The organism is Roseovarius conchicola (assembly GCF_041403425.1).
Classification (GTDB): Bacteria; Pseudomonadota; Alphaproteobacteria; order Rhodobacterales; family Rhodobacteraceae; genus Roseovarius; species Roseovarius conchicola.
Genome location: NZ_JBGEHK010000001.1, coordinates 125,685 through 148,381, shown reverse-complemented (window position 1 = coordinate 148,381; position 22,697 = coordinate 125,685). Strand labels below are relative to the sequence as shown.

Sequence of the window (22,697 nt, the reverse complement as noted above, 5' to 3'; positions counted from 1 at the left end):
GTGATGAGCGCCCCCGAGCTTTGCACTCTCAGCGCCGCACAGGTACTGGACCGGTTCAAAACCCGGGCGCTGTCGCCGGTGGACTATCTGGACGCGCTGATCGCGCGCACCGAGGCGGTGAACCCGGTGGTCAATGCCTATACAGAAACCTACTTTGACGCCGCGCGCGATCAGGCCAAACAGGCCGAGGCGCGCTATGGCGATGGCAGCGCGCGTGCCCTTGAAGGGCTGCCCGTGGCGGTGAAGGACGTGCATAGCTGGGCGGGCAAGCATACAACGCAGGGGTCTTTCGCACTGGGGCATGCGCCGGATACCACGACCGATCCGATCCTTGAACGGTTGGGCGGTGCCGGTGCGATTTTTCATGCCCGCACCACCACGCCTGAATTCTGCATGTCCGGGTCCTGTCATTCCAAGCGTTTTGGCATCACCCGCAATCCGCACAATCCTGAGTACGCGCCCGGAGGGTCCTCGGGCGGGTCCGCCGCCGCGCTGGCCGCCGGGATGACCCCGCTGGCCACCGGCACCGATATTGGCGGGTCGATCCGCATTCCCGCCTCGGCCTGTGGACTGGTGGGGTTCAAACCGCCCCATGGGCGCAACCCGGATGGGCCGCCCTTCAATTTTGACCGCTTTAATCATTGCGGCGTTCTGAGCCGCAGCGTGGGCGACACGGCGCTGGCCCAGAACATCATCTCTGGCTCGCATCCGCGCGATCACGACAGCCTGCGAGACCGGGTGGTGATCCCCGAGAGCTTTAAACCGCGCCCCTTGAAAATCGGCTGGTCGATGGATTTGGGCTATGTGCCGATTGATGCGGATGTGCGGGCGAACACGCTGGCCGCGCTGGAGGTTTTCCGCAATCAGGGCTGCACGGTTGAGCCTGTTGAGATCAACTGGAGCGACCAAACGGTGGACGCCGCACTGAGCTGGTATTCGGCGATGCACTATGGCCGTCAGGTGCTGTGGCTGCGGGATACCTATGGCGATCAGATGACCGATTATGCCATTGCCGCCGCCGGGGCCGCTGAGGAACTGGCACCGGATGCCGTGGCCCGGTCATGGCAGGTACAGCACGGCATGTACCAGACCATCGGTGCGCTGCATGAGACATATGACATTCTGATCTGTCCCACACTGGCAGTGGGGTCGGTGCGGGCCGATCACGATGTGTTTGACGACGGTTTCCGCGTGGATGGTCAGGTCACCGATCCCGATTTCGGCTGGGCCCTGACCCATCATTTCAACATGCTGTCCAATTGCCCGGTTATGTCCGTGCCATCCGGGCGGGACCGGCATGGCGTGCCCACCGGGGTTCAGATCATCGGGCGCACCTTTGATGATCTGACGGTGTTTCACGCCGCGACGATGTATGAAGCCGCCGTGCCCGAGCACTTCCTACCAACCGCTGGCCTGCCCGATATCGGCCAAACGATTTAGAACAGGGAACACCCTATGCACCTCAAAGACCTTGATATCATCGTCACAGCGCCCCCGGCCCCCGGCTGGGGCGGGCGCAGCTGGATCCTGGTCAAACTGACCACGGACAATGGAATTGTTGGCTGGGGCGAGTGTTATGCGTCGTCCGTCGGCCCCGAGGCGATGCGTGGTGTGATCGAGGATGTGTTTGCCCGGCATATGGAGGGCGAAAACCCCGAGAATATCGAGCTGATGTTCCGCCGTGCCTATTCCAGCGGGTTCACGCAGCGCCCCGATCTGACCGTGATGGGCGCGTTTTCGGGGCTTGAGATTGCCTGCTGGGATATCCTTGGCAAAGCGCGCGAGCGGCCAGTCTGGGCGTTGTTAGGCGGCAAGATGAACGAGAAGGTGCGCGCCTATACCTATCTTTACCCCCTGCCCCATCACGATATTTCCGAGTTCTGGACCTCGCCCGAAATGGCGGCTGAATCCGCGCTGGATTGCGTCAATCGCGGCTATACGGCGATCAAGTTTGACCCGGCGGGCCCCTACACCCTGCGTGGTGGGCATATGCCGGCGATGAGCGATATCAGCATCTCGGTCGCCTATTGCAAGGCGATCCGCGAGGCGGTGGGCGACAAGGCCGACCTGTTGTTCGGCACCCATGGGCAGTTCACCACCGCCGGGGCGATCCGGCTGGGCAAGGCGCTGGAACCCTATAGCCCGCTGTGGTTTGAAGAACCCATTCCACCCGACGCCGTGGGTGAAATGGCCAAAGTAGCCAGCGCGGTTTCTATCCCCGTGGCGACGGGGGAACGGCTGTGCACCAAGGCCGAGTTTGCCCCGGTGCTGCGCCAAGGGGCGGCGACGATCCTGCAACCGGCCCTTGGGCGCGCCGGGGGCATCTGGGAGATGAAGAAGGTCGCCGCCATCGCCGAGGTCTATAACGCGCAGATGGCACCGCATCTGTATGCCGGGCCGGTGGAATGGGCGGCCAATATCCATCTGGCCACCTCGATCCCCAATATCCTGATGTGCGAATGTATCGAAACGCCGTTCCATGACGCATTGATCACCCGCTCGATCCGGGTGGAAGACGGGTTCATCAAGGCACCCGAGGCCCCGGGGTTGGGTATCGAGGTGGACGAGGACCTCGCCCGCGCGCACCCGTTCAAGGGCACCGGGCTGCATCTGGAAATGCAGGAGGGGCCTTGCGATTACGCCAATGGCAACGCGTTTCAGGGAGGCGCGCCAGCGGAGGAGTGACGGAGGAACCGCCCGACACCGGCGCCAAGCCGGAACTGATCGCCCGGCGCCACCGTGCGCACGAAATTGTCTGCCCAATCGCCCGCGGCCCGGATGATAAAGCGGCGTGAGATGTCATCAGCCCCTGCGATGGTAAAGGGAGGCGCCTCGGCACGCGCGCGATTGCGGGCGAAAAACCCCAGCCAGCGATGCATGGCATAGGATTTGTCGGGCCCGCCCATGATCCGGTCCACGATGCGCCAGCGCCCCCCAAGGATATTGGCCAGTGGCACAAAGGGGGGTCACGAGGGCGATATGGAGCAGCACAAAAACACTTGCACTGATCAGGGATTTCACAGGCATCTGAGGATCCGGTTTTGACGAAAGCGACAGGGCGCGGCAGACATCAACGCCGCGCTCAACCGGCATAGGGCTTGGGACAAATCAGCTGTCCGGATCGGTATCGTCGGTTTCACCCGGGTCATCGCTGGGGTCATCATCCGTTAACGTGGCCAGGATGTCCCCGCTTTCAGGATCGAGGTGAAACTCTGCTTCTTCCCCGGCTTCGGTCACGACCTCAATGTCGATCACGACATCCCCGTACCAGCGTTCCGGTGCGATTTTGGCGATGGTGCCGGGCTGCTTCTCCAGGGCGATGGCTCATGGTGAAATTCCTCTTGGTCTCAGCCATCTTGCGCGAGACTTACAATTTTTCTTGTTCGGAGCCGTCTTCGGCGGAGCGGAGACGTTCCGCCAGGACATTTCAAGGCGCCACAGCGATGGGTTGATTTTCTTGCTTTGTCAGGTCGCTATGGCGATGCCCGCAACACCGGGATGCATGTCTGCAACAATAGTCTGCGCCGCGAAAAGGTACCGCCTATTCCGCGGCATCCCGGCGGGGCAGTCTCCAGTCGGGCCGGATGAAGTGGCAGGTATAGCCCTGCGGGAACCGCTCAAGATAATCCTGATGCTCGGGCTCGGCCTCCCAGAAGTCACCGACGGGCTCAACCTCGGTCACCACTTTGCCGGGCCAGAGGCCGCTGGCATTCACATCGGCAATCGTGTCTTCGGCCACGGCCTTCTGATCCTCGTCGACATAATAGATGGCCGACCGATAGGACATGCCCGTGTCATTGCCCTGCCGGTTCAGCGTGCTGGGGTCGTGGATCTGAAAGAAGAACTCCAACAGCTGACGAAAGCTGATCTTGGCGGGGTCAAACATGATTTCGATCCCCTCGGCATGGGTGCCGTGGTGGCGATAGGTGGCGTTGGGCACATCGCCCCCGGTATAGCCCACACGGGTGGAAATCACGCCGGGCAGCTTGCGGATCAGATCCTGCATCCCCCAGAAACATCCTCCGGCTAAAACAGCACGTTCGCTCATCTCACATCCTCCACTTGGTTCAGGTAGTCGCCATAGCCTTGCGATTCCATATCGTCGCGATGGACAAACCGCAGGCTGGCGGAATTGATGCAATAGCGCAGACCACCACGATCCTGCGGGCCGTCCGGAAAGACATGGCCCAGATGGCTGTCGCCATGGGCGGAACGCACTTCGGTGCGGATCATCCCGTGGGTGGTGTCGCGCAATTCATTCATGTTGGCCGGCTCGATCGGCTTGGTGAAACTGGGCCAGCCACAGCCGCTTTCATATTTGTCCGCACTGGCAAATAACGGCTCGCCCGAGACGATATCGACATAGATGCCGGGCTCTTTGTTGTCCAGAAGCGCACCTGTGCCGGGGCGTTCGGTGCCGTTTTGCTGGGTGACGCGGTATTCCTCGGGGCTGAGGCGGGCAATAGCGTCGGGGTCTTTGGTGTATGCGGTCACTGGGGTGCCTCCTTTGGAACGACTCTCTTGATACCATGAAATGGGGTGGATCGGCGAAATTCAAAGCATTGTTACATCGCGCTCAACCTTGGGTGATCCGACGCTGCGGTCGGCCCGTATAATCCCCATATGAAAGGAAGAGCCATGCGCCATCTGCTTGCAGTCGTTTTCACCCTTCTTGCGACGCCCCTCTGGGCCATCACGCTGGATGCGCCGTTTGAGAATATCGACGGCGGCACGCTGAGGCTGTCAGACTGGCAGGGCCAGCCGATCCTTGTGGTCAACACCGCCTCGCGCTGTGGCTTTACGGATCAATATGCCGGGCTGCAAAAGCTCTATGATACCTATCGCGATCAGGGCTTGGTGGTTCTGGCCGTGCCATCGGATGATTTCCGGCAGGAACTGTCCAGCAACGAAGAGGTCAAGGAGTTTTGCGAGATCCAGTTCGGGCTGGACCTGCCGATGACCGGGATCACCCCGGTTCTGGGGGCCGCGGCGCATCCGTTTTATCGCTCGGTCAAGGCCGATAACGGATTCGCGCCCGCATGGAATTTCAACAAGGTGCTGATCAGCCCCGAGGGCGAGGTGGTGGCCACTTACGGTTCACGCACCAAGCCGACCTCCGGCAAGATCACTGGGCACATTGAGGAACTGTTGAACTAGGGCTGGACGGCTAACAGCGGCGAAAGCGCTTAGCATCAATAACAAAGTGCGGAAAAAGCCTTCACTCGGTTCGCAGCGATGCCCTCAGAACACCCCATTGCGATCAGTCCACCACTCCAGCCCGGAATCAAGGCGCAGCCGCCGGGCCAGCGCCAGACCGCCCCGCCGGGCTGGCGCTTTGGCGAGGCTGGGTGCGCGTTGGATAGGATATGCGGATTTTGCAGGCATAAAGTGCACCACATGAGCGTTCGGGCGCCATCCCACGGTCCGGCACTGTCCCGGCTGACGTCAAACAGGCGCGACGTTTCACGCGACCATACAGCGCCCGGACATGCCCGCCGGGTGCCACCCAACGCCGTGCGCTCAGTTCGGACGCATCCCGCCATAGGCATGGCGGCGCACCTGTTCGGGGGCTTCGCCGTATTTGGTGATGAACCACTTCTTCATCAGGGTCACGTTCGAGAACCCGCAGGCCACTGAAATCTCGTTCATCGGCATCGCCGTCTGCGCCATCAGGCTGCGCGCGCGGTCCAGCCGCAGATCGCGGTACACTTTCAGCGGGGTCTGATGCAGCAATTCGCGAAACCCGCGTTCCAGTTTGCGGGGCGAGACATCCAGAAGCCCGGCAATCTGCCCCACGCTCAGCGTGTCTTCCAGATGATCCAGCATGATGCTCAGCGCCTCGCCGATCACCACATCCCCCCGCGCCATGCGGGTATAGCGCCAATGCTCGCCCGCCATATTGGCACTGTCCGGCTCGCTCAGGCCCAGATAGTTTGACAGGGCGGAGCGGATAAACTCGCCATCGCGCGCACCCACCAGTTCGACAATCATCCGAATGGCCGAAGCCGGGCTGATCGCGCTGCTGAGCGCCTTGTGATGACAGGTGGCCCCTTCATGCAGGTCCAGCCCCGCGGCGGTCTCCACCACGCCGGGACGGAAATTGGGATGCACCGACAGCCGCTTGGTGCCCAGCACGCCCGCGCCCAAGGGCACAAATACCGCCGCGCCGACAACACAGACCCGGGCGGCGTTGCGGATACAGGCCCTCAGATCACGCAGTCGGGCCGAGGTTGGCTGCCAGGGGTTTTCCGTGCCACCAATCAGCACCAGGGTCTGATCCGGCCCACAGACGGGCCCGTCCAGCGCATCCAGGCTGTCCTCGCCGCGCAGATGCGACCAGCGATACACCTCGTCGCCAATCAGCCGATTGGCCGAGCGCAGCACGTCGATACAGGCCTCGGCGGCAAAACCCACCTCATCCCCCTGGCTCAGAAACACGAAATCTCCCGACAGGCTGCGCTTGCAGGCGATGGGCGGCGCGAATGTGGATCGCGATGGTTCAAGGTTTTCAAGATACATCTTTCTGGTGTCCTCTCCCTTAAATCTCGCGGGTCCCTGAATCCGCTTGGTTTTGTTTAGCTGACATTGGTGATCGACGTTTCCAACGCGTGCAGGAAACTGCCCGCCGAGGAGGAGGCCGACAGCAACAGCCACCCCTCTGGGTCTGTTCTCAGAATGATGACGCCGAGATGCTCCATCATGGTGCGGGCCACATCATTCACGGCAAAGGCATTGTCATGCAGATCCAGCGGGCAAATCCGTTCCAGCGCGCGCACGGCCCCGGTGCCGCTGATCTCAAGCGCGCACCACACATCGGTCTGATCCGTGGTATAGGCCGCACCCTTCAGCTTGCCCGCCACAACGCGTTCCGCATCGGGCGTGGTATGGGTGAACATCACCAACGCCTGATCGCTGGCCATCCGCAGCAATGTGGCATCGCCCTTGGCCGTGGCACAGGATTTGCCCACCTCGGGCAGATCGCTGCCATAGGCCGCTTTGATTGCCTTCATGGCTGCGGCCTCTCCGCCCAGAGGCAGGGCGATTGACACCAGCGCCAGATCGGCGGGCGCGCTCAGGGTGATATCCCCGAACGACTTCTCGTACCCGGCCAGGGGCGGGCGGCTTTCCAATACGTAATCAGGCACGTTGGCGTCCTCCCTCGGGATCAATGAAATGGGCCGAGCAGATTTCGACCTCCATTTCCGTGTCATGCACCGGGCTGACCGCGCGGACGATTTCGCCGATGCGGGCATCGCCCGATTTGATGAACCCCAGACCGATGGAATGGCCAAGGCCGGGCGAATAGGCGACCGATGTCATCCAACCCTGATCATTGGCCATATTCGCCTCATCCCCCTTGGTGATGAAATGTGACCCGGCGATCAGTTTTACGCTTGGATCGACCGGTTTGAACCCGACCAGCTTGATGGCATCCTCACGGACCATCTCGGGGCGTTGGGACAGGACATTGCCGATGCATTCCTTGGTCTGGGAAACCATGCGGCCCATGCCCAGATTATGCGCGGTGGTCTGCCCGTTCAGCTCGTTCCCCGCCGCGTGGCCCTTTTCGATGCGCATCACGCCAAGGGCTTCGGTTCCATACGGTACCGCATCGAATTCCTTGCCCGCCTCCATCAGCACCGACATCATCGAACTGCCAAACCGTGCAGGTACCGCGATTTCATAGGCCAATTCGCCCGAGAAGCTGATGCGGAACAACCGCCCCGGCGTGCCGCCACAGACGGTGACCTCGCTGCAGGCCATGAAGGGAAACGCCTCGTTCGACAAGTCTGTGCCCTTATCCACCACCTTGCTCAGCAGCTTGCGGGCATTCGGTCCGGCCACGGCAAATTGCGCCCAGCCATCGGTGGTTGAAATCAGGTGCACATCCATATTCGGCCACAGGCATTGCCGTGCAAATTCCAACCGGCGGAAGACCAGCACCGCATTGGCGGTGGTCGTGGTCATCACGAAATGGTTCTCGGACATGCGCGCGGTGGTGCCGTCGTCATAGCAGATGCCATCCTCGCGCAACATCAGGCCATAGCGCACCTTGCCCACGGCCAGCTTGGCAAAGCCGTTGGCGTACACCTTGTTCAGAAACGCGGCGGCATCCTTGCCCTGCACGTCGATCTTGCCCAGCGTGGTCACGTCGCAGATGCCCACCGATGCGCGGGTCATTTCCACTTCGCGGTCCACGGAGTCGCGCCAGCCCTTCTCGCCGGGGCGTGCAAACCATTGCGCCCGCAGCCAGTTGCCCACCTCGACAAATGTCGCGCCATTGGCCTTGGCCCATTCGTGGCTGGGCGTCAGGCGGTAGGGGCGGAAATCCTTGCCCCGTGCCCGGCCGCCCAGGGCGCCAAGCGGGATCGGCGTGTAAGGCGGGCGGAAGATCGTGGTGCCCACTTCGGGAATGGTTTTGCCCGCGGCCTCGGCCAGAATGGCAAGGCCCGAGATATTGCTGGTCTTGCCCTGATCCGTCGCCATGCCCATCGTGGTATAGCGCTTGAGCAGTTCGACCGAGCGGAACCCCTCGGTATTGGCCAGCTTCACATCCTTGACTGTCACATCGTTTTGCAGATCGACCCAGGCGCGCTTGTCGCTTTCTTTCACATGCCAGAAGGCGGCGCAGTCGCGTGCCTCATCCTCGGCCTGGGGCACATTCTTGCGGGCCACCTTGATGCCAAGGTCCTTCAACTGCGCAGCGGCCTGCGCATGTCCCTCGGCCAGTGCGGCTGCCAGCGTCATACTGCCATTCGCAGCCCCGGCCACGGCCATGCCGACGGGCAACGCCCCACCGGGGACAAACGCGGCCAGATCATCGCGCCATTCCGGACGGCCACGCTGATGACAGGTCAGATGCACATTCGGGTTCCACCCGCCCGACACGGCCAGACAATCCACATCGACCATCTGGTTGTCGGTCAGGGTGATCCGGGTCAGGCCCTTGCGGCCCGCCGTATCGCGCACACCGACGCCCTGCATATAGCGCGCGCCGGGAATGTCGATCAGGGGCCGCTGGTCCCGGCTGTCGATCACGGCGGCAATCTCGACGCCCTTGGCGTGCAGATCGGCCGCAGTGCGCCATCCATCGTCGTTATTGGTGAAGATGCCCACCTTCTGCCCCGGTGTGGTACCAAAGCGGTTCACATAGGTCCGCACGGCCCCGGCCAGCATCACGCCGGGCCGGTCATTGTTGCCAAAGGCAATGGGCCGCTCGGTCGAGCCTGCCGCCAGAACCGCGCGCTTGGAATAGATGCGCCACAGGATTTGACGCGGTTTGCCTGCCGGTGAGGCCAGATGATCGGTGCAGCGTTCCAGCGCACCATAGGTGCCGTGATCATACGCGCCATACACCGTCGTGCGTGTCATCAGCCGCACATTGTCCATCGCGGTCAACTCGGCCACGGCCTGTACGGCCCAGTCGGACCCGGCCATGCCGCCCAGTTCGTAGGTTTCGGCATTGAGCCGCCCGCCGGGCGCGAAATCTTCGTCCGCCAGGATCACGCGTGCGCCGGAACGTCCTGCCGTCAGCGCCGCCTGCAGCCCTGCAGGTCCGGCCCCGATGACCAACAGATCGCAGTGCAGGAAGCCCTTGTCGTAGCTGTCGGGGTCTTCCTTCATCGACAGCCGTCCAAGCCCCGCCGAGGCGCGGATCATCGGCTCATAAAGCTTTTCCCAGAAGGCTTTCGGCCACATGAAGGTCTTGTAATAGAACCCGGCGCTCAGAAAGGGTGACGCGAAATCAGTGATCGCCATCAGATCGTATTCCAGCGACCCGCGATGGTTCTGACTGGTCGCGCTTAGCCCGTCAAACAGCTCGGTCACGGTCGCCCGCGTGTTGGGTTCCTGATGCGCGCCGCTGCGCAGTTGCACCAGCGCGTTCGGTTCTTCCGAGCCTGACGAGAAAATCCCGCGCGGGCGGTGATATTTGAACGAGCGCCCGACCAGCTTCTGCCCGTTTGCAATCAACGCCGAGGCCAGCGTGTCGCCGGGATGGCCCTGCATCGCCTTGCCATTGAAGGTAAAGTTGAACGTCGTGCTGCGATCAATCAGACCGCCTTCAATCCGGCTCATGTGTCACGCCCCCGTGCCCGCGCCACATCCCGGGCGATTTCTACATCTGTGATCTCATGGGTCAGGGTGTTGCGCGTGACCACCAGCCACGACCGATCCCCCTGCTCATGATACCAAAGCTCTTTGTGTTCACCGGCCGGGTTGTCCCGCAGATACCCATAGTCGTGGAACTGCTGCATGGCGTCCTCAGCCTGCCAATCAGGCCGGTCGATCATGCTGGCATCGCCCAGATAGATGAACTCCGCCGCATCGCGGGGACCAAGCAAGGGGTGATTGATGATCATCGCTTCTTCCTCCTCAATGCAGGTTGGGCTGGTTGCCCTGACCTTTTTCGTCGATCAGGTTGCCGGTCATGAACCGGTCCAGGCGCATCTGGCTGGCCACCGGGTGAGGGGCGTCCTTGGCCAGCAAATGGGCATAGCAGTACCCGCTGGCCGGTGTCGCCTTGAAGCCGCCGTAACACCAGCCGCCGTTGAAATAGAGCCCCTCGATATGGGTCTTGTCGATGAAGGGCGTGCCGTCCATCGACATGTCCATCACCCCGCCCCAGGACCGCAGCAGACGCGCACGGCCAATCATCGGCATGATCGCCATGCCGCCCTCGGCCACGTCCTCGACCACCGGCAGATTGCCGCGCTGGGCGTAGGTGTTATAGCCGTCGATGTCGCCGCCAAACACAAGGCCGCCCTTATCAGACTGGCTGACATAAAAATGGCCCGCGCCAAAGGTGATCACCCCAGGGAGAACGGGTTTCAATCCTTCAGAGACAAAGGCCTGAAGCACATGAGATTCAATCGGCAGACGCATTCCCGCCAAGGCCGCCACTCGGCCTGACGAACCTGCCACACACATCGCAACCTTCCTCGCCCGGATCGGCCCGCGTGTTGTTTCGACACCCCGGCATGTGCCGTTTTGGATGTCGAATCCCGTGACTTCACAGTTCTGGATAATATCGACGCCGCGGCTGTCCGCGCCACGCGCATAGCCCCAGGCCACCGCGTCGTGCCGCGCCGTGCCACCGCGGCGCTGAAACAGCCCGCCCTTGATCGGAAAGCGCGCATTGTCGAAATCAAGGAACGGCAATTCGGCGCGCAGCTGCGCCTCGTCCACCAGCTCGGCATCGGCGCCCGACAGGAACATCGCATTGCCGCGTCGCACAAAGGCATCGCGCTGCGCATCCGAGTGGATCAGGTTCAGGATCGAGCGCTGCGAGACCATCGAATTGTAATTCGTGTCCTGCTCAAGATTTTCCCACAGCTTCATCGACATTTCATAGAAAGGCTGATTGCCGGGCAGCAGGTAGTTTGACCGGATGATCGTGGTGTTCCGCCCGATATTGCCCGAGCCCAGCCAGCCTTTTTCGACGACCGCGATATTGGTCATGCCGAATTCTTTGGCAAGGTAATAGGCCGCGGCCAGCCCGTGCCCGCCGCCGCCAATGATCACGATATCATATTCCGGTTTCGGATCAGGTTCGCGCCAGGCAGGCCCCCAACCCTTGTTGCCGGTCAGGCCTTGCAAGAATACTTTGAAGCCGGAATAGCGCATGACACAAACGTCCCCAAAAAGCGGTGTTCCCGAACCATCGCGCGTCATTTCCGAATCGACTTTTCCAAAATAGCCGGATACGTATATGAAATGGACGAAATTGGTACAGAGGCGAAAACACGCCGGATTGGCGTTCTGCTGATCGACGGGTTTGCGATGATGTCTTATGCCTCGCTGGTCGAGCCGATGCGTGCGGCCAACCTTCTGGCACGGCGTACGCTTTATGACATTGCCCATGTGGGCGTCAACGATCAGGCAATTGCCAGTTCCGGCGCGGCGTCGGTGATGCCCGATGCGCGGGTCGGGGCCAATCTCAAGCTCGACACATTGTTTGTTGTCGCCGGTGGCGATCCCACCGGGTTTTCCGACACAGCCGCCTTTGCGTGGCTGGTGCGGATGGCGCGCGCCGGCGTGCAGATTGGCGGGGTTTCAGGCGGACCGATTATTCTGGCGCTGGCCGGGTTGATGGGCGGACGGCGCATGACCGTGCATTGGGAACATGCGGGGGCTTTGGCCGAAATCTCGCCGCATCTGTTGCTGGACCGCTCGCTTTACGTGATTGACCGCGACCGTGTCACCTGTGCGGGGGGCACCGCGCCGATGGATCTGATGCATGATCTGATCACCCGCCATCACGGCGCGCCCTTTGCGCGGCTGGTCAGCGATTGGTTCATGCACACCGAAATCCGCCCCTCGGTCGGTCCGCAACGCAGCAGCCTTGTGCAGCGTGTCGGCTCAACCAATGCCGCGATCCTCGATGCGGTGCGCGCAATGGAGGCGCATGTGGCCGACCCTCTTGCCCTTGATGATCTGGCCCAGATTGCCGGTGTCTCGCCGCGCCAGCTGAACCGGCTTTTCACCGAGAAGCTGGGCCGTTCCACCATGCGCTATTACCGCGAATTGCGGCTGGACAAGGCGCAAAGCCTGCTGCGCAACTCGCCCCTTTCGCTGACCGAAATCGCGCTGGCCTCGGGCTTTGCCTCGTCCTCGCATTTCAGCCGCGCCTATGCCGACAGCTTTGGCCAACCACCCTCGGCCTACCGTTAGGATGACACCATGAAGCATTTTCTGCGCTTCCTTTTGAAACTCACCCTGGTGCTAGCCATTGCGATCCTGATCGCCCGGTTCGTGTTTTCCCTGCCCGATATCTCGGACCGCGCCGACAGCTTGTCGATCCCGTCCAATCCCGACACGGCGCTGGGGCAGTTGATGGCCGATACCGCCGAGCAGCGCCCGGGCCTGTCCGGTGTGATCCCTCTGCAGGATGGCAATGACGCTCTGGCCAGCCGCCTGATGCTGGCGGACGTCGCCGAGGCCTCGATCGATCTGCAATATTACATCTGGCATGACGACACGTCGGGGATGTTGCTGATGGATGCGCTCTATCGCGCCGCCCAACGGGGCGTCCGGGTGCGGATGCTGCTTGATGACAACGGTGTGCCCGGGCTTGACCCCCATATGGCCGCCCTCAATGCACAGCCGAATTTTGAAATCCGCCTGTTCAATCCGTCCACCATCAGAACGCCGAAAATGGCGGGCTATACATTTGATTTCTTCCGCATGAACCGCCGGATGCACAACAAGTCTTTCGTGGTGGATGGCGCCGCCGCCATCATCGGCGGGCGCAATGTGGGGGACGAGTATTTTCAGGTCGGCGAGGATCAGTTCTATGTCGATATGGATGCGCTTGCCACTGGCGCGATCATTCCCGAAACGGCGAAAGTGTTCGATGCCTATTGGAACAGCGCCTCGGTTTTTGAGGTGGAACGCATCATTTCGGGCGCGGGTGATCTGGCGGGCTTTATGGCCCGCGTGGAAAACATCAAGGCAGGCGACGCCGCTAGGGCGTTTATCGACAAGGCACAAAGCAGCGCCGCGCGCTATGCCGAGCAGGCAGCGGCAATCGAATGGACCAATGTGCAACTGGTCGCCGATGACCCGGTGAAAGGGCAAGGTATCGCCAGCCGTGATCAATTGATGATCTCACGTCTTACCGACACTCTCGGTGGGGTCGAAGGCCGGCTTGACCTGGTCTCGGCCTATTTCGTCCCCGGTCGGGCCGGCACCGACGCGTTGTCCGCGCTTGCGCAAAACGGGCGCGACGTGCGGGTCCTGACCAATGCGCTGAACACCACCGATGTGCTGCTGGTCCATGCAGGCTATATCAAGTACCGCCGCGACTTGCTGGCAGCGGGGGTTGAGCTGTTCGAGTTGAAGTTGCGCGGCACCGCGCCCCAGCCTCAAACCCCCATCGGTCTGTCGGGGGCCAGCCTGCATGCCAAAACGCTGGCGGTGGATGGCAAACGTGTCTTCATAGGCTCGTTCAATTTCGATCCGCGCTCGGCCATGCTGAATTGCGAGATGGGGTTCCTGATCAACAGCCCCACATTGGCCTCTCAACTGCACGCCGGATTCGACGGCCCCGTGGATCTGGTCAGCTATCGACCCGCCTTGACCCCCGAAGAGAAAATGATCTGGCAGGAATCGCTGCCCGAGGGCGACCCGGTGATTTATCAGGAAGAACCGGGTGCGACGTGGTTCCAACAGATCGCCATTGTAATCATTGGCCTGCTGCCAGTGGAGTGGATGCTTTAATCTGCGCAGACCGGCGCATCGGCCGCCGCGCGGGCGTCAAGATAATGCAGATACCCCGACAGCGCGAGAGCCCGCGCCCCCGCGCCTTCCAACGCGGCGATGCCATCCAGATACGCGCCCATTGCCGCCTCGGACAGGGCGCAGTCTGACAGGTTTTCCCGGGCCATGCCGATCCGCAGGCGCAGCAGGTCATAGGCCTTGTACTTTGAGCTTTCCAGCAAGGGGATGGCCTTGTCCGCGGCCTCTTGCGCCAGGGCCTCGGGCCAGAGCGTAAGGATCGGATCAATCGCAAACCCGGCGTAATCGGGTGCATTGAGATGGTCATCCGGGTTAAACTCAGCCGTGAACCAGTGCAGCACCGTGACCGGATCAAGATTGGACGCGGCCTCGACACTGGGGGCCAGAATATCACTCAGCCGGGCTTGCACCTCGTCCTTGCTGATCGCGATCTCCTGATCCGCATCCACCGAAATCACCACCTGCGCCCTTGGCAAAATCCGCTCGGCCAGCGTGGCGGCCTCTGCCTCCTGACCCTCGCGGTGAAGCGCGCGGATCACCGGGGCCAGCCCATCGTCATTCACTGCTTTCACGATCCGCTGAACAACAAAGGCCCCGTCCTGCCCACGCGCTTTTTGCCGCTCAAGGTCCTTGGCAACCCAAGTGAACATATCCTCAACCGCCGCCAATGCGGCCTCGCTGCCTTCGCAAGCCACCACGGCCCGCATCGGAAAGGCGAACCGTTCGGACGAGGTGATGCGGGTGCGCAGCATGTCGGCCAGCGTGACCTTGGCCAGGGCCATGCCGTCCTGGCTGTCGTTACATATTTCACCCGCGATGCGGAACAGATGGGTGCTGGGATTGAAGTAAGAGGCAGCGGGTGGATTATGCGCATCCAGATAGGCCTCAAGCCGGGCCAGATCGTTGCGCGCCATCCACGCAATGGTGCGGTAAAGCCCATCAATCGCGATCGCGGCAAAGGCCGCGCCCTTTTCAATCGCCAGATCGGCAACGCCTTCGGGATCGGTTTTCAGCAAGGCCGCCACCAATGCGGGCGCGTAATAGTCTATCGGCAGGTTCCCCGCGACACTGGGATCATCCAGCAGATCGGCCAGCCATTGCACCTCGGCATCACTGGAAATCGACTGGCTCAGGGCGACATTCATGTAATAGATCACCCGGTCCCCATCCGGTTTTGCCAGATAGGCGTCCAGTATCGGCTGGCGCTCAACCTCATCCAGATGCGGCCAGAGCGCGCCAAACACCTTGCCGAAACTGTTGACCGATGCGTCTTCGGCCAACGGCCTCAGATCCTCAAGCGCCGTTTGGGTCAAACAGGCGCGATCCAGCGGCTCACAGGGGTGACCCTTGTCAAACAACCACCCCAATTGCGCCTGCGCCGGGGCCGCGCCCAAGCCGATCGCCATCACCAAACCCGTCACATAACGTCGCATTCGCGTCCCCGCCTTGCCAGTGCCCCTCGCCACAGCCTAGGCTGCGGCAAACATCCTGCGGAGATCACCATGCATATCCTTGTTCTGCAACATGAACGTGTCGAACATCCCGGCATCTTTCGCGAATTCCTGCGCGAAGACGGTCACACATGGACCCCGATTGAACTGGACGAGGGCGAGGCGCTGCCTGACAGTATGGATGGCTTTGACGCGCTTTGGGTCATGGGCGGGCCGATGGACACCTGGCAGGAAGACGCGCATCCGTGGCTTGTCGCCGAAAAGGCCTTCATCAGAGAAGCCGTCGAAGAGCGCGGCGTGCCCTATCTGGGCCTCTGTCTGGGGCATCAATTGCTGGCCGAGGCGCTGGGTGGCAAGGTTGGCCCTTCCAAAACCCCCGAGATCGGCGTGCTGGATGTCTACCTGACCGAGGCCGGGGCATCGGGCGTGTTCTTTGACGGGCTGCCCGAGACATTCGACTGCCTGCAGTGGCATTCCGCCGAGGTGAAGGAACTGCCCGTGGGGGCGCAGGTATTGGCCACCTCGCCCGATTGCGCCGTGCAGGCGATGAAATGGGGCACGCGAGCCTTTTCGACCCAGTTTCATGTCGAGATCGAAACCGACACCGTGCAGAACTGGAACAACATCCCCGAATATGCCGGTGCGCTGGACAAGGCGATCGGCAAAGGCGCGGTGGATGCCCTTGAAGCCAGATGTGCCGAGCGGATGGAGGCCTTCAACGACATGGCCGAACGGCTTTACATCAACTGGCTGCAGGCAACGGCAAAGACGTAAGGTGCTTTCCTTGCATCGCTAGATCGCATTCAACAAACCTGAAAGGGCAGATCGTGATTGATCCGCCCTTTGAATTGATTGAACAGCTTTCCGGCTGGTGCCCCTAAGCGAACCACCACCGCTCGATGCAGCGTTCACCATCCATGTCCCAGTTTGATCCGATCTGCGCGGGCGTTACCACGTTGTCGCGGGTGCCAAAGACATAAGAGGCAAACATCGGCGCGACCAGTCCGCCATCATTGCTCAGGATTTCCTGCATTTCGTAATACATCACCCGTCGCTTGTCGTCGTCCAGCTCGGCGCGCGCCTTGATCAGCAATTCGTCAAACCGGGCATTGGACCACCGCGTGCCATTCCACGGCACACCGCTTTGATAAGCAGTCGAGAACATCTGATCTTCAACCGGGCGTCCGCCCCAATAGACGGCCACAAACGGTTTCACGTTCCAGACATCGGTCCAATAACCATCGTTGGGCTCGCGGATGGCCTTGATGTTGATCCCCGCTTTGGCCGCCGAGGCCTGATAAAGAACGGCGGCATCCACCGCACCGGCAAAGGCCGCGTCCGCTGCCGAAAGATCAATATCAATCGAGTCGAGGCCGGCTTCCTTCATATGAAACTTCGCCTTATCCGGATCGTACTCGCGCTGCGGCAGGTCCTTGTTGAAATAGCGCTGGCCCTGACCAATCGGGTGGTCATTGCCCACGACGCCATAGCCGAACAGAATCTTGTCGACCATTTCCTGACGATCAATCGCGTATTTCAGCGCCATGCGCAGATTGACGTCCGTGTAAGGGTCTGAGGTACACATCATCTCGAAGGTGAAATGCTGCGTGCCCGGGATCGAATGCACCGTGATGCCGGGAACCGCCTTGATCCGCTCTACGGTTTTCAGGTCAATCCGGTCAATCGCATCCAGATCGCCCGCCACCATCGCCGAGGTGCGCGCATTGGCATCGGTGATGGCCAGCAACTCGGCTGAGTCAAAGAAGGCGCGGTTGTCCAGATCCCAATGATCGTCATTGCGCGACAGATCGGCCCGTACGCCGGGATCGAAATTGTCCAGCTTATAGGCACCGCAGCCAATACCGGTGGTCCAATCGACCTTGCCATCTTCGGACATGCCGATCGGGATGTGATAATCGCTCAGCGTGAAGGGGAAGTCGGCATTGCCGGACTCAAGTTCAAAGACCACACCGGAGGCACCATCGGCCTTGATATCGGTGACAGCCGAGACCAGCGGCTTGGCCGCCGAGGTCGAATCCTCGCCCCGGTGATGGTTGATCGAGGCGATCACATCCTCGGGCGAGACCGCCTTGCCGTTGTGGAAGGCCACGCCGGGGCGCAGCTTGAAGCTCCAGGTTTTGCCATCTGCCGAGGCTTCCCAGCTTTCGGCGATGCCCGCGGACAGGCTGCCGTCCGGGGCAACCTCGGTCATGTAGCCGTGGAAGGACTGCAGCAGGTTGACCATATACCCGTTTTCCGCGGTGCCTGGGTTCATCGTATCGGTGGTTTGGCCATGCCCCTTGCCGATCCGAATGGTGCCGCCGCGATTGGGCGTGGCCGCACGCGCCTGCCCGGCCATGATGCTGGCTGCCGAAACGGTTGCCCCCGAGGCCAGCAAGGCCTGCATGAAGCGGCGTCTGCTGATACCGCCAGTGGCGAACCTTGCTTTCAGTCTATCGATATCAAAACTATTCATCTCGCTCTCCCATGTCGCTCCGACGCATGGCAACAGTCAGGCGACCGCGACGTCGGTTCCCGGTCGTTCACGGGGGCAGCGTATGAAAGGACAGCGGGTTGCGACAATGGAATTTTTCTTGCCAAACCGACAAATGAAATTTGTCAACGGGTCGGGGTTTTGCTCTTGGGAGTGTCCATCTCGGCCAGTATCCAGTTCTTGAAGGCCACCACGCTTGAAAGGTCCTGCTTGGCCGGTGGGATGGACAGAAAATAGGATTTCCCGGGATCAACCGCCAGATCGAAGGGGCGCATCAGATGCCCCGCCGCCATCGCATCGCCGCAGATGAACTCATCGCCCATGGCGATTCCCTGCCCGTTGATCGCGGCGGAATGGACCAGGGTGACATCAGCATAGACAATACCGCTGCTGGCCATGCTGGCAGGCACCCCGACCTGGCGTAGCCAGTTTGTCCAGTCCGTGTGATCTCCCAGATGCAGTAAATCACAGCGCAGCACATCTTCGGGCGTTTTGAGACCCCCCATGCGATTCAACAGCGCAGGGCTGGCCAATGGGGTGAATTCAACCTCACGCAACACCTCGACAGCGCCCTGACCTTGTGACGGGTCGCCGAAGGCCACAAAAACATCGACATCAGGCGTGCTGACGTCATCAAGGGCAGCAGGCAGGACGACCGACAAAGACAGATCGGGGCACATCGCCCGAAACCGGGCGATCTTGGTGTTCAGCCAATTGGCCCCAAACCCCGGCGTGCAGCTAATGATCAACTGCCCCGACAGCCCGCCGCCGGAATGGCGTGCCGCCGAGCGGCTGATGGTCGACAACGCCTCGCGCACATCATTGGCATAGGCTTTGCCCCGGCTGGTCAGCTCGATGCCTGTCCCCACCCGGTTGAACAGCACGAAGTCCAGCTCGCGTTCCAGCAGGCGCAATTGATGACTGACCGCGCTGCGGGTCAGGTTCAGTTCTTCCGCCGCCTTCCACACCACCCCATGGCGTGAAAAACTTTCCAGCGCGCGCAGCGCCTGCGTTGTGGGAAGACGCGCCATTGAAAACCCTTTCCCGGCCTCACCAGCCCAAGTCTTTCGCAGAACGCGGCAAAGGTGAAGGAAATTTTCCAAGCGCAGAAAAATGTTTCACTTACCCATCCCGCCGCGCAATGTCTAAATGCAAGGCAAGGAGGATGCGATGGCGCTGTCACATGCACAATCAGATGCGCTGGCCGTGGTCGATGCCAGACTGCCGGAGTTGTCCGAGTGGTGCGCGACGATTTTTGAGTTTGGCGAAACCGCCTGGCGCGAGTATCGCTCGGCCGAGTGGTACGTGGCCCGCCTGCGCGCCGAGGGCTTCACGGTCGAGGAAGGCTCGGGGGGGATGCCCACCGCCTTTTGCGCTGAATGGTCAAACGGCGATGGCCCGGTCATTGGCATGTACGCCGAATACGATGCGGTGCCGGGCAATTGTCAGGCCGCCAGTAAGCGCCGCGAGCCGCGTGCCGGGCTGGGCTATCAGGCGGGCGGGCATACCGATCCGCATTCCGGCCTTGGCATCAGCACGCTGGGCGGGTTGCTTGCCACCAAGGCTGCAATGGAAAAGCACGGGATCAAGGGTGGGCTGCGCTACACTGGTGAGCCTGCCGAAAAAGTGCGGGGCTCCAAACCCATTCACGCCGCCAAAGGCTATTACGATGGGCTGGCGGGGATGCTGTCCTTCCATCCGTTCTACATGCTGCCAATGTGCAATACCGTGCGCTGGGACACGCATTGCGGTGCTGCCTATTCGATGATCTATCGCTTCATCTGTGACGCGCCGGAACTTTGGGGTGCTTCCGACAATGCCCCGATCCCGCAAAGCCATTCCGACGTGCGCGCGCCCGGTGCCAATGATGCGCTGATGACCATGTACCAATCCTCCAAGGCCTTGCGCGAGGCGATGTTGCCGCATCAGGGCGGTTGGTCCGTGTCCGAGGCCATCCTGACGGCCGGGCAAGCCACCGCTGATAACCTGCCCGCCGGGCTGGCCGAGATCCAATACATGATGCGCGTGCCGACGCTTGAGATGGCCGAACGGATCACCACCGCACTGGACCGCAACGCCGAGGCCGCGGCCGCCATGACCGGCTGTCGGGTCGAGCGTCACTGGGTCTGCAAATCCCGCCCCGGTCTGGCCAACCATGCCATGGCCGATGTGGTCTGGGAGGCGCTGCAGGACGTTGGCGCGCCGGTCTGGGACGAGGCCGCCATGGGGGTTGCGCGAGAGATTCAAAGCAACCTTGGGATGGAGCCGATGGACGCCCCCTTCATCGACGAACTCTCGCAACTGGTACCCCCGCAAGAGGCCGAGGCGACCCTGCGCCAAGACCTTCCGCCAAGTCAGATCAATTCCACCTCGGATGATTACACCGATATGTGCTGGCACGCCCCGACCGCGCGGTTCTATATCGCGCGTCCGGCCTTGCGCGGCGGCCCTTATCCGGCCTGGGTGATGAATGCGCTGGGCGGTATCCCGGCCACGATTGACCCGATGATCCGCACCGCGGCCAAGGTTCTGGCCGCCTCGGCCCTGCGGCTGTTGGAAGACCCCGCCGCACGATTTACCGCGATGGACGAATTCAAACGCAGAACGTCAGGTGACCAGATGATCCCGCCGCTTTGCGATTACGACCCGCCCATCCATTTCAGATGGCCCGAATATGTTACAACGCCCCGGGGCCGCGACTGGTGGATTCCCGCCGGTCTGCCCGGCGCATGACACGAACAGGAAAGGACACCCAAAATGGCGCTTGATAAATCACCCGATGCGTTCACCCTGAAACGCCGCAACCCTGCTGGCGGTACTGCGCCCCTGACCCGCTGGGGGTTCAAAAACGAAACCGACCCGCTGACCGATGTGCTGCTGGGCTCGCCTGCGCATCTGTTTCACCGCGCCACCTCCAGCCTGTCGCGCAAACATCTGCGCGAGGCCCCCTGCAACATTCAGACCGCCCAGGCCCAGCATGCCGAACTGGTCGATGCCTATCGCCATTTCAACGTCAATATCCACATGCTTGAGGCCGAGCCGGAACTGACCATGCAGGTCTATTCCCGCGACAGTTCCTGCATGACGCCCTATGGCGCCTTCATCACCGCCATGTCGCAATGGTGGCGCCGGGGTGAAAATTACGCCGCCATCCGCGCCTATGAAAAACTGGGCATCCCGATCTATGACATGGTTACCGCCGGCACGTTTGAGGGTGGTGATTTCAACGTGATCGAAGAGGGCTGTGTGCTGATCGGCTGTGGCGAGGCCCGCACCAACGAGGCCGGTGCCAAACAGGTGGCCAGCTGGTTCGAGGCCGAGGGCTGGGAAGTGCGCCTTGCCTATATCGACGAGTACTATGTGCATATCGATCTGATGGTCGTGCCGGTGGCCGAGAAGCTGACGGCAGTTTGCCTCGCCTGCACGGAACCCGCGATTGTCGAGTGGTTGAAAGCCAAGGGTCACGAGATCATCGACGTGCCCTTCCCCGATACGATGGCACTGGGCTGTAACATGATGTCCCTGGGCAATGACAAGGTGATCGCGCCCAGTTCATCGACCGTGCTGATCGAACAGCTGCGCGCCCGTGGCTTTGAAGTGGCCGCCGTGGACACGGCCGAGATTTCCAAGACCGGGGGCGGCATCCACTGCATGGCGCAGGCGCTGCGCCGTCAGGCCTAGAAGCAACGACAGATCATGAAAACGGACCAGAGAATGACCGCCAAATCACATAGCTTCACCCATGCCATCACCCGCAAGCCCAGCGCCAGCATCGTCAACGGGTTGCGCGAAACCGATACGGGCGCACCGGATCTGGACGTTTTCCTGCAGCATCATGCGGATTACATAGCCGCCTTGGAGTCCACCGGTGCAGAGGTCGTCACGCTGGAGGCGCTGGAAGAGTATCCCGATTCCGTCTTTGTTGAAGACGCCGCCCTCTGCCTGCAAGAGGCCGCCATCAGGATGCGCCCCGGCGCGCCCAGCCGGTTGGGTGAGGCCGCCGAGATCGTGCCAGCGCTGGAAGATTTATACGACACCGTCCTGTCCATCGACGGCCCCGGCTTTATCGAGGGGGGCGACATTCTGGTGACCGAGCGCGAAATCCTGGTAGGCACGTCGGCGCGCACCGATAAGGCAGGGATTGCCGAACTGACCCGCCTCGTGGCCCCGTTGGGCTATGCGGTGCGCGAGGTCGAAACGCCGGAAGGGGTTTTGCATTTCAAGACCGATTGCTCGCTTCTGGATGGCGAGACCATTCTGGCGACCAAACGCCTCGCTGCCTCGGGATGCTTTGAAGGTTACCGCGTCATCCATACCGCTGACGGGGAAGAGGCCGCTGCGAACGCGATCCGCTTTAACGACCTTGTGATCATGGCCGCCAGGTTTCCCAAAACACGTGACCGGCTGGTCGATGCCGGATATCAGGTGCGCGAAGTCGGCAATTCAGAAGCGGCCAAGCTGGATGGTGGCATGTCTTGCCTGTCGCTGCGCTTCTCGCCGCAGCCCTGAACGCA

21 protein-coding genes are annotated in these 22,697 nt (G+C 61.5%); 9 read left to right on the top strand and 12 right to left on the bottom strand.

What is annotated here, in order from left to right:
* Positions 1 to 3: 3 nt before the first annotated feature.
* Both V6N02_RS00655 and V6N02_RS00650 read left to right on the top strand, forming a co-directional pair.
* Positions 4 to 1,440 (top strand): amidase, encoded by a 1,437-nt coding sequence (locus V6N02_RS00655; RefSeq protein WP_371223266.1) that lies wholly within the window; start codon positions 4 to 6, stop codon positions 1,438 to 1,440.
* A 15-nt stretch (positions 1,441 to 1,455) separates the two neighbouring features.
* Positions 1,456 to 2,685, top strand: a complete 1,230-nt coding sequence (locus V6N02_RS00650) for a mandelate racemase/muconate lactonizing enzyme family protein (RefSeq protein ID WP_371223264.1) — start codon at positions 1,456 to 1,458, stop codon at positions 2,683 to 2,685.
* Here V6N02_RS00650 and V6N02_RS00645 read toward each other — a convergent pair.
* The 4 genes from V6N02_RS00645 to msrB all read right to left on the bottom strand — a co-directional run bounded on the left by V6N02_RS00645 (position 2,658) and on the right by msrB (position 4,494).
* Positions 2,658 to 2,957 (bottom strand): hypothetical protein, encoded by a 300-nt coding sequence (locus tag V6N02_RS00645; RefSeq protein ID WP_371223262.1) that lies wholly within the window; start codon positions 2,955 to 2,957, stop codon positions 2,658 to 2,660. The two genes, V6N02_RS00650 and V6N02_RS00645, sit on opposite strands and share 28 nt — an antisense overlap.
* A 151-nt stretch (positions 2,958 to 3,108) precedes the next feature.
* A complete protein-coding gene (locus V6N02_RS00640) occupies positions 3,109 to 3,255 on the bottom strand; it encodes a hypothetical protein (protein ID WP_371223260.1) in 147 nt (48 codons plus the stop codon).
* A gap of 286 nt (positions 3,256 to 3,541) precedes the next feature.
* A complete protein-coding gene (gene msrA, locus V6N02_RS00635) occupies positions 3,542 to 4,048 on the bottom strand; it encodes a peptide-methionine (S)-S-oxide reductase MsrA (protein WP_371223258.1) in 507 nt (168 codons plus the stop codon).
* Positions 4,045 to 4,494: a peptide-methionine (R)-S-oxide reductase MsrB gene (gene msrB, locus V6N02_RS00630; RefSeq protein ID WP_371223256.1), complete on the bottom strand. Its 450-nt coding sequence runs from the start codon at positions 4,492 to 4,494 to the stop codon at positions 4,045 to 4,047. The genes msrA and msrB overlap by 4 nt, the downstream gene beginning before the upstream one ends.
* Before the next feature lie 144 nt (positions 4,495 to 4,638).
* Between msrB and V6N02_RS00625 the strand changes: the two genes are divergently transcribed.
* Positions 4,639 to 5,157, top strand: a complete 519-nt coding sequence (locus tag V6N02_RS00625) for a glutathione peroxidase (protein WP_371223254.1) — start codon at positions 4,639 to 4,641, stop codon at positions 5,155 to 5,157.
* A gap of 363 nt (positions 5,158 to 5,520) precedes the next feature.
* Here V6N02_RS00625 and V6N02_RS00620 read toward each other — a convergent pair whose 3' ends face one another.
* From V6N02_RS00620 to V6N02_RS00600, 5 genes are read right to left on the bottom strand one after another with little or no spacing between them, the layout of a single operon-like run.
* The gene (locus V6N02_RS00620; protein ID WP_371223252.1) at positions 5,521 to 6,519 is read right to left on the bottom strand and encodes a helix-turn-helix domain-containing protein; all 999 of its coding nucleotides are present in this window, start codon (positions 6,517 to 6,519) and stop codon (positions 5,521 to 5,523) included.
* 56 nt (positions 6,520 to 6,575) lie between these two features.
* A complete protein-coding gene (locus V6N02_RS00615) occupies positions 6,576 to 7,145 on the bottom strand; it encodes a sarcosine oxidase subunit gamma (RefSeq protein ID WP_371223250.1) in 570 nt (189 codons plus the stop codon).
* On the bottom strand, positions 7,138 to 10,077 hold the full coding sequence (locus tag V6N02_RS00610) for a sarcosine oxidase subunit alpha family protein (protein ID WP_371223248.1): 2,940 nt from the start codon (positions 10,075 to 10,077) through the stop codon (positions 7,138 to 7,140). The genes V6N02_RS00615 and V6N02_RS00610 overlap by 8 nt, the downstream gene beginning before the upstream one ends.
* Positions 10,074 to 10,361: a sarcosine oxidase subunit delta gene (locus tag V6N02_RS00605; protein WP_371223246.1), complete on the bottom strand. Its 288-nt coding sequence runs from the start codon at positions 10,359 to 10,361 to the stop codon at positions 10,074 to 10,076. The genes V6N02_RS00610 and V6N02_RS00605 overlap by 4 nt, the downstream gene beginning before the upstream one ends.
* Positions 10,362 to 10,374: 13 nt before the next feature.
* A complete protein-coding gene (locus V6N02_RS00600) occupies positions 10,375 to 11,625 on the bottom strand; it encodes a sarcosine oxidase subunit beta family protein (protein ID WP_371224552.1) in 1,251 nt (416 codons plus the stop codon).
* A gap of 90 nt (positions 11,626 to 11,715) precedes the next feature.
* Here V6N02_RS00600 and V6N02_RS00595 point away from each other — a divergent pair, with 90 nt between their 5' ends.
* Together V6N02_RS00595 and V6N02_RS00590 are read left to right on the top strand one after the other, a co-directional pair.
* Entirely contained in the window at positions 11,716 to 12,672 is a 957-nt protein-coding gene (locus tag V6N02_RS00595) for a GlxA family transcriptional regulator (protein ID WP_371223244.1), read from the top strand.
* A 9-nt stretch (positions 12,673 to 12,681) separates the two neighbouring features.
* Positions 12,682 to 14,220: a phospholipase D-like domain-containing protein gene (locus V6N02_RS00590; protein ID WP_371223242.1), complete on the top strand. Its 1,539-nt coding sequence runs from the start codon at positions 12,682 to 12,684 to the stop codon at positions 14,218 to 14,220.
* Here the strand turns inward: V6N02_RS00590 and V6N02_RS00585 are convergent.
* Positions 14,217 to 15,671 carry a hypothetical protein gene (locus V6N02_RS00585; protein ID WP_371223240.1) on the bottom strand — a complete coding sequence of 485 codons (1,455 nt, stop codon included), beginning with the start codon at positions 15,669 to 15,671 and terminating at the stop codon, positions 14,217 to 14,219. The genes V6N02_RS00590 and V6N02_RS00585 overlap by 4 nt on opposite strands.
* Before the next feature lie 69 nt (positions 15,672 to 15,740).
* Here V6N02_RS00585 and V6N02_RS00580 point away from each other — a divergent pair, with 69 nt between their 5' ends.
* Positions 15,741 to 16,463: a type 1 glutamine amidotransferase gene (locus V6N02_RS00580; RefSeq protein ID WP_371223238.1), complete on the top strand. Its 723-nt coding sequence runs from the start codon at positions 15,741 to 15,743 to the stop codon at positions 16,461 to 16,463.
* 103 nt (positions 16,464 to 16,566) lie between these two features.
* Here the strand turns inward: V6N02_RS00580 and V6N02_RS00575 are convergent, their stop codons facing one another.
* Both V6N02_RS00575 and V6N02_RS00570 read right to left on the bottom strand, forming a co-directional pair.
* On the bottom strand, positions 16,567 to 18,165 hold the full coding sequence (locus tag V6N02_RS00575) for an ABC transporter substrate-binding protein (RefSeq protein WP_371223236.1): 1,599 nt from the start codon (positions 18,163 to 18,165) through the stop codon (positions 16,567 to 16,569).
* 143 nt (positions 18,166 to 18,308) lie between these two features.
* The gene (locus V6N02_RS00570; RefSeq protein ID WP_371223234.1) at positions 18,309 to 19,214 is read right to left on the bottom strand and encodes a LysR substrate-binding domain-containing protein; all 906 of its coding nucleotides are present in this window, start codon (positions 19,212 to 19,214) and stop codon (positions 18,309 to 18,311) included.
* A gap of 139 nt (positions 19,215 to 19,353) precedes the next feature.
* On the opposite strand from V6N02_RS00570, the gene V6N02_RS00565 reads away from it, so the two are divergent.
* The 3 genes from V6N02_RS00565 to V6N02_RS00555 are packed head-to-tail and all read left to right on the top strand — an operon-like array spanning position 19,354 to position 22,692.
* On the top strand, positions 19,354 to 20,916 hold the full coding sequence (locus V6N02_RS00565; protein ID WP_371223232.1) for a zinc-binding metallopeptidase family protein: 1,563 nt from the start codon (positions 19,354 to 19,356) through the stop codon (positions 20,914 to 20,916).
* 24 nt (positions 20,917 to 20,940) lie between these two features.
* On the top strand, positions 20,941 to 21,864 hold the full coding sequence (locus tag V6N02_RS00560; RefSeq protein WP_371223230.1) for a dimethylarginine dimethylaminohydrolase family protein: 924 nt from the start codon (positions 20,941 to 20,943) through the stop codon (positions 21,862 to 21,864).
* A gap of 33 nt (positions 21,865 to 21,897) precedes the next feature.
* A complete protein-coding gene (locus tag V6N02_RS00555) occupies positions 21,898 to 22,692 on the top strand; it encodes a dimethylarginine dimethylaminohydrolase family protein (RefSeq protein WP_371223228.1) in 795 nt (264 codons plus the stop codon).
* The last annotated feature ends 5 nt before the right edge of the window (positions 22,693 to 22,697 follow it).

Bases quoted from the DNA above. Each gene is read 5' to 3' on its own strand.
- V6N02_RS00655 (WP_371223266.1), top strand. From the start codon at position 4: ATGAGCGCCCCCGAGCTTTGCACTCTCAGCGCCGCACAGGTACTGGAC.
- V6N02_RS00650 (WP_371223264.1), top strand. From the start codon at position 1,456: ATGCACCTCAAAGACCTTGATATCATCGTCACAGCGCCCCCGGCCCCC.
- msrA (WP_371223258.1), bottom strand. From the start codon at position 4,048: ATGAGCGAACGTGCTGTTTTAGCCGGAGGATGTTTCTGGGGGATGCAG.
- V6N02_RS00625 (WP_371223254.1), top strand. From the start codon at position 4,639: ATGCGCCATCTGCTTGCAGTCGTTTTCACCCTTCTTGCGACGCCCCTC.
- V6N02_RS00620 (WP_371223252.1), bottom strand. From the start codon at position 6,519: ATGTATCTTGAAAACCTTGAACCATCGCGATCCACATTCGCGCCGCCC.
- V6N02_RS00610 (WP_371223248.1), bottom strand. From the start codon at position 10,077: ATGAGCCGGATTGAAGGCGGTCTGATTGATCGCAGCACGACGTTCAAC.
- V6N02_RS00605 (WP_371223246.1), bottom strand. From the start codon at position 10,361: ATGATCATCAATCACCCCTTGCTTGGTCCCCGCGATGCGGCGGAGTTC.
- V6N02_RS00600 (WP_371224552.1), bottom strand. From the start codon at position 11,625: ATGCGCTATTCCGGCTTCAAAGTATTCTTGCAAGGCCTGACCGGCAAC.
- V6N02_RS00595 (WP_371223244.1), top strand. From the start codon at position 11,716: ATGGACGAAATTGGTACAGAGGCGAAAACACGCCGGATTGGCGTTCTG.
- V6N02_RS00590 (WP_371223242.1), top strand. From the start codon at position 12,682: ATGAAGCATTTTCTGCGCTTCCTTTTGAAACTCACCCTGGTGCTAGCC.
- V6N02_RS00585 (WP_371223240.1), bottom strand. From the start codon at position 15,671: ATGCGACGTTATGTGACGGGTTTGGTGATGGCGATCGGCTTGGGCGCG.
- V6N02_RS00580 (WP_371223238.1), top strand. From the start codon at position 15,741: ATGCATATCCTTGTTCTGCAACATGAACGTGTCGAACATCCCGGCATC.
- V6N02_RS00575 (WP_371223236.1), bottom strand. From the start codon at position 18,165: ATGAATAGTTTTGATATCGATAGACTGAAAGCAAGGTTCGCCACTGGC.
- V6N02_RS00570 (WP_371223234.1), bottom strand. From the start codon at position 19,214: ATGGCGCGTCTTCCCACAACGCAGGCGCTGCGCGCGCTGGAAAGTTTT.
- V6N02_RS00565 (WP_371223232.1), top strand. From the start codon at position 19,354: ATGGCGCTGTCACATGCACAATCAGATGCGCTGGCCGTGGTCGATGCC.
- V6N02_RS00560 (WP_371223230.1), top strand. From the start codon at position 20,941: ATGGCGCTTGATAAATCACCCGATGCGTTCACCCTGAAACGCCGCAAC.
- V6N02_RS00555 (WP_371223228.1), top strand. From the start codon at position 21,898: ATGACCGCCAAATCACATAGCTTCACCCATGCCATCACCCGCAAGCCC.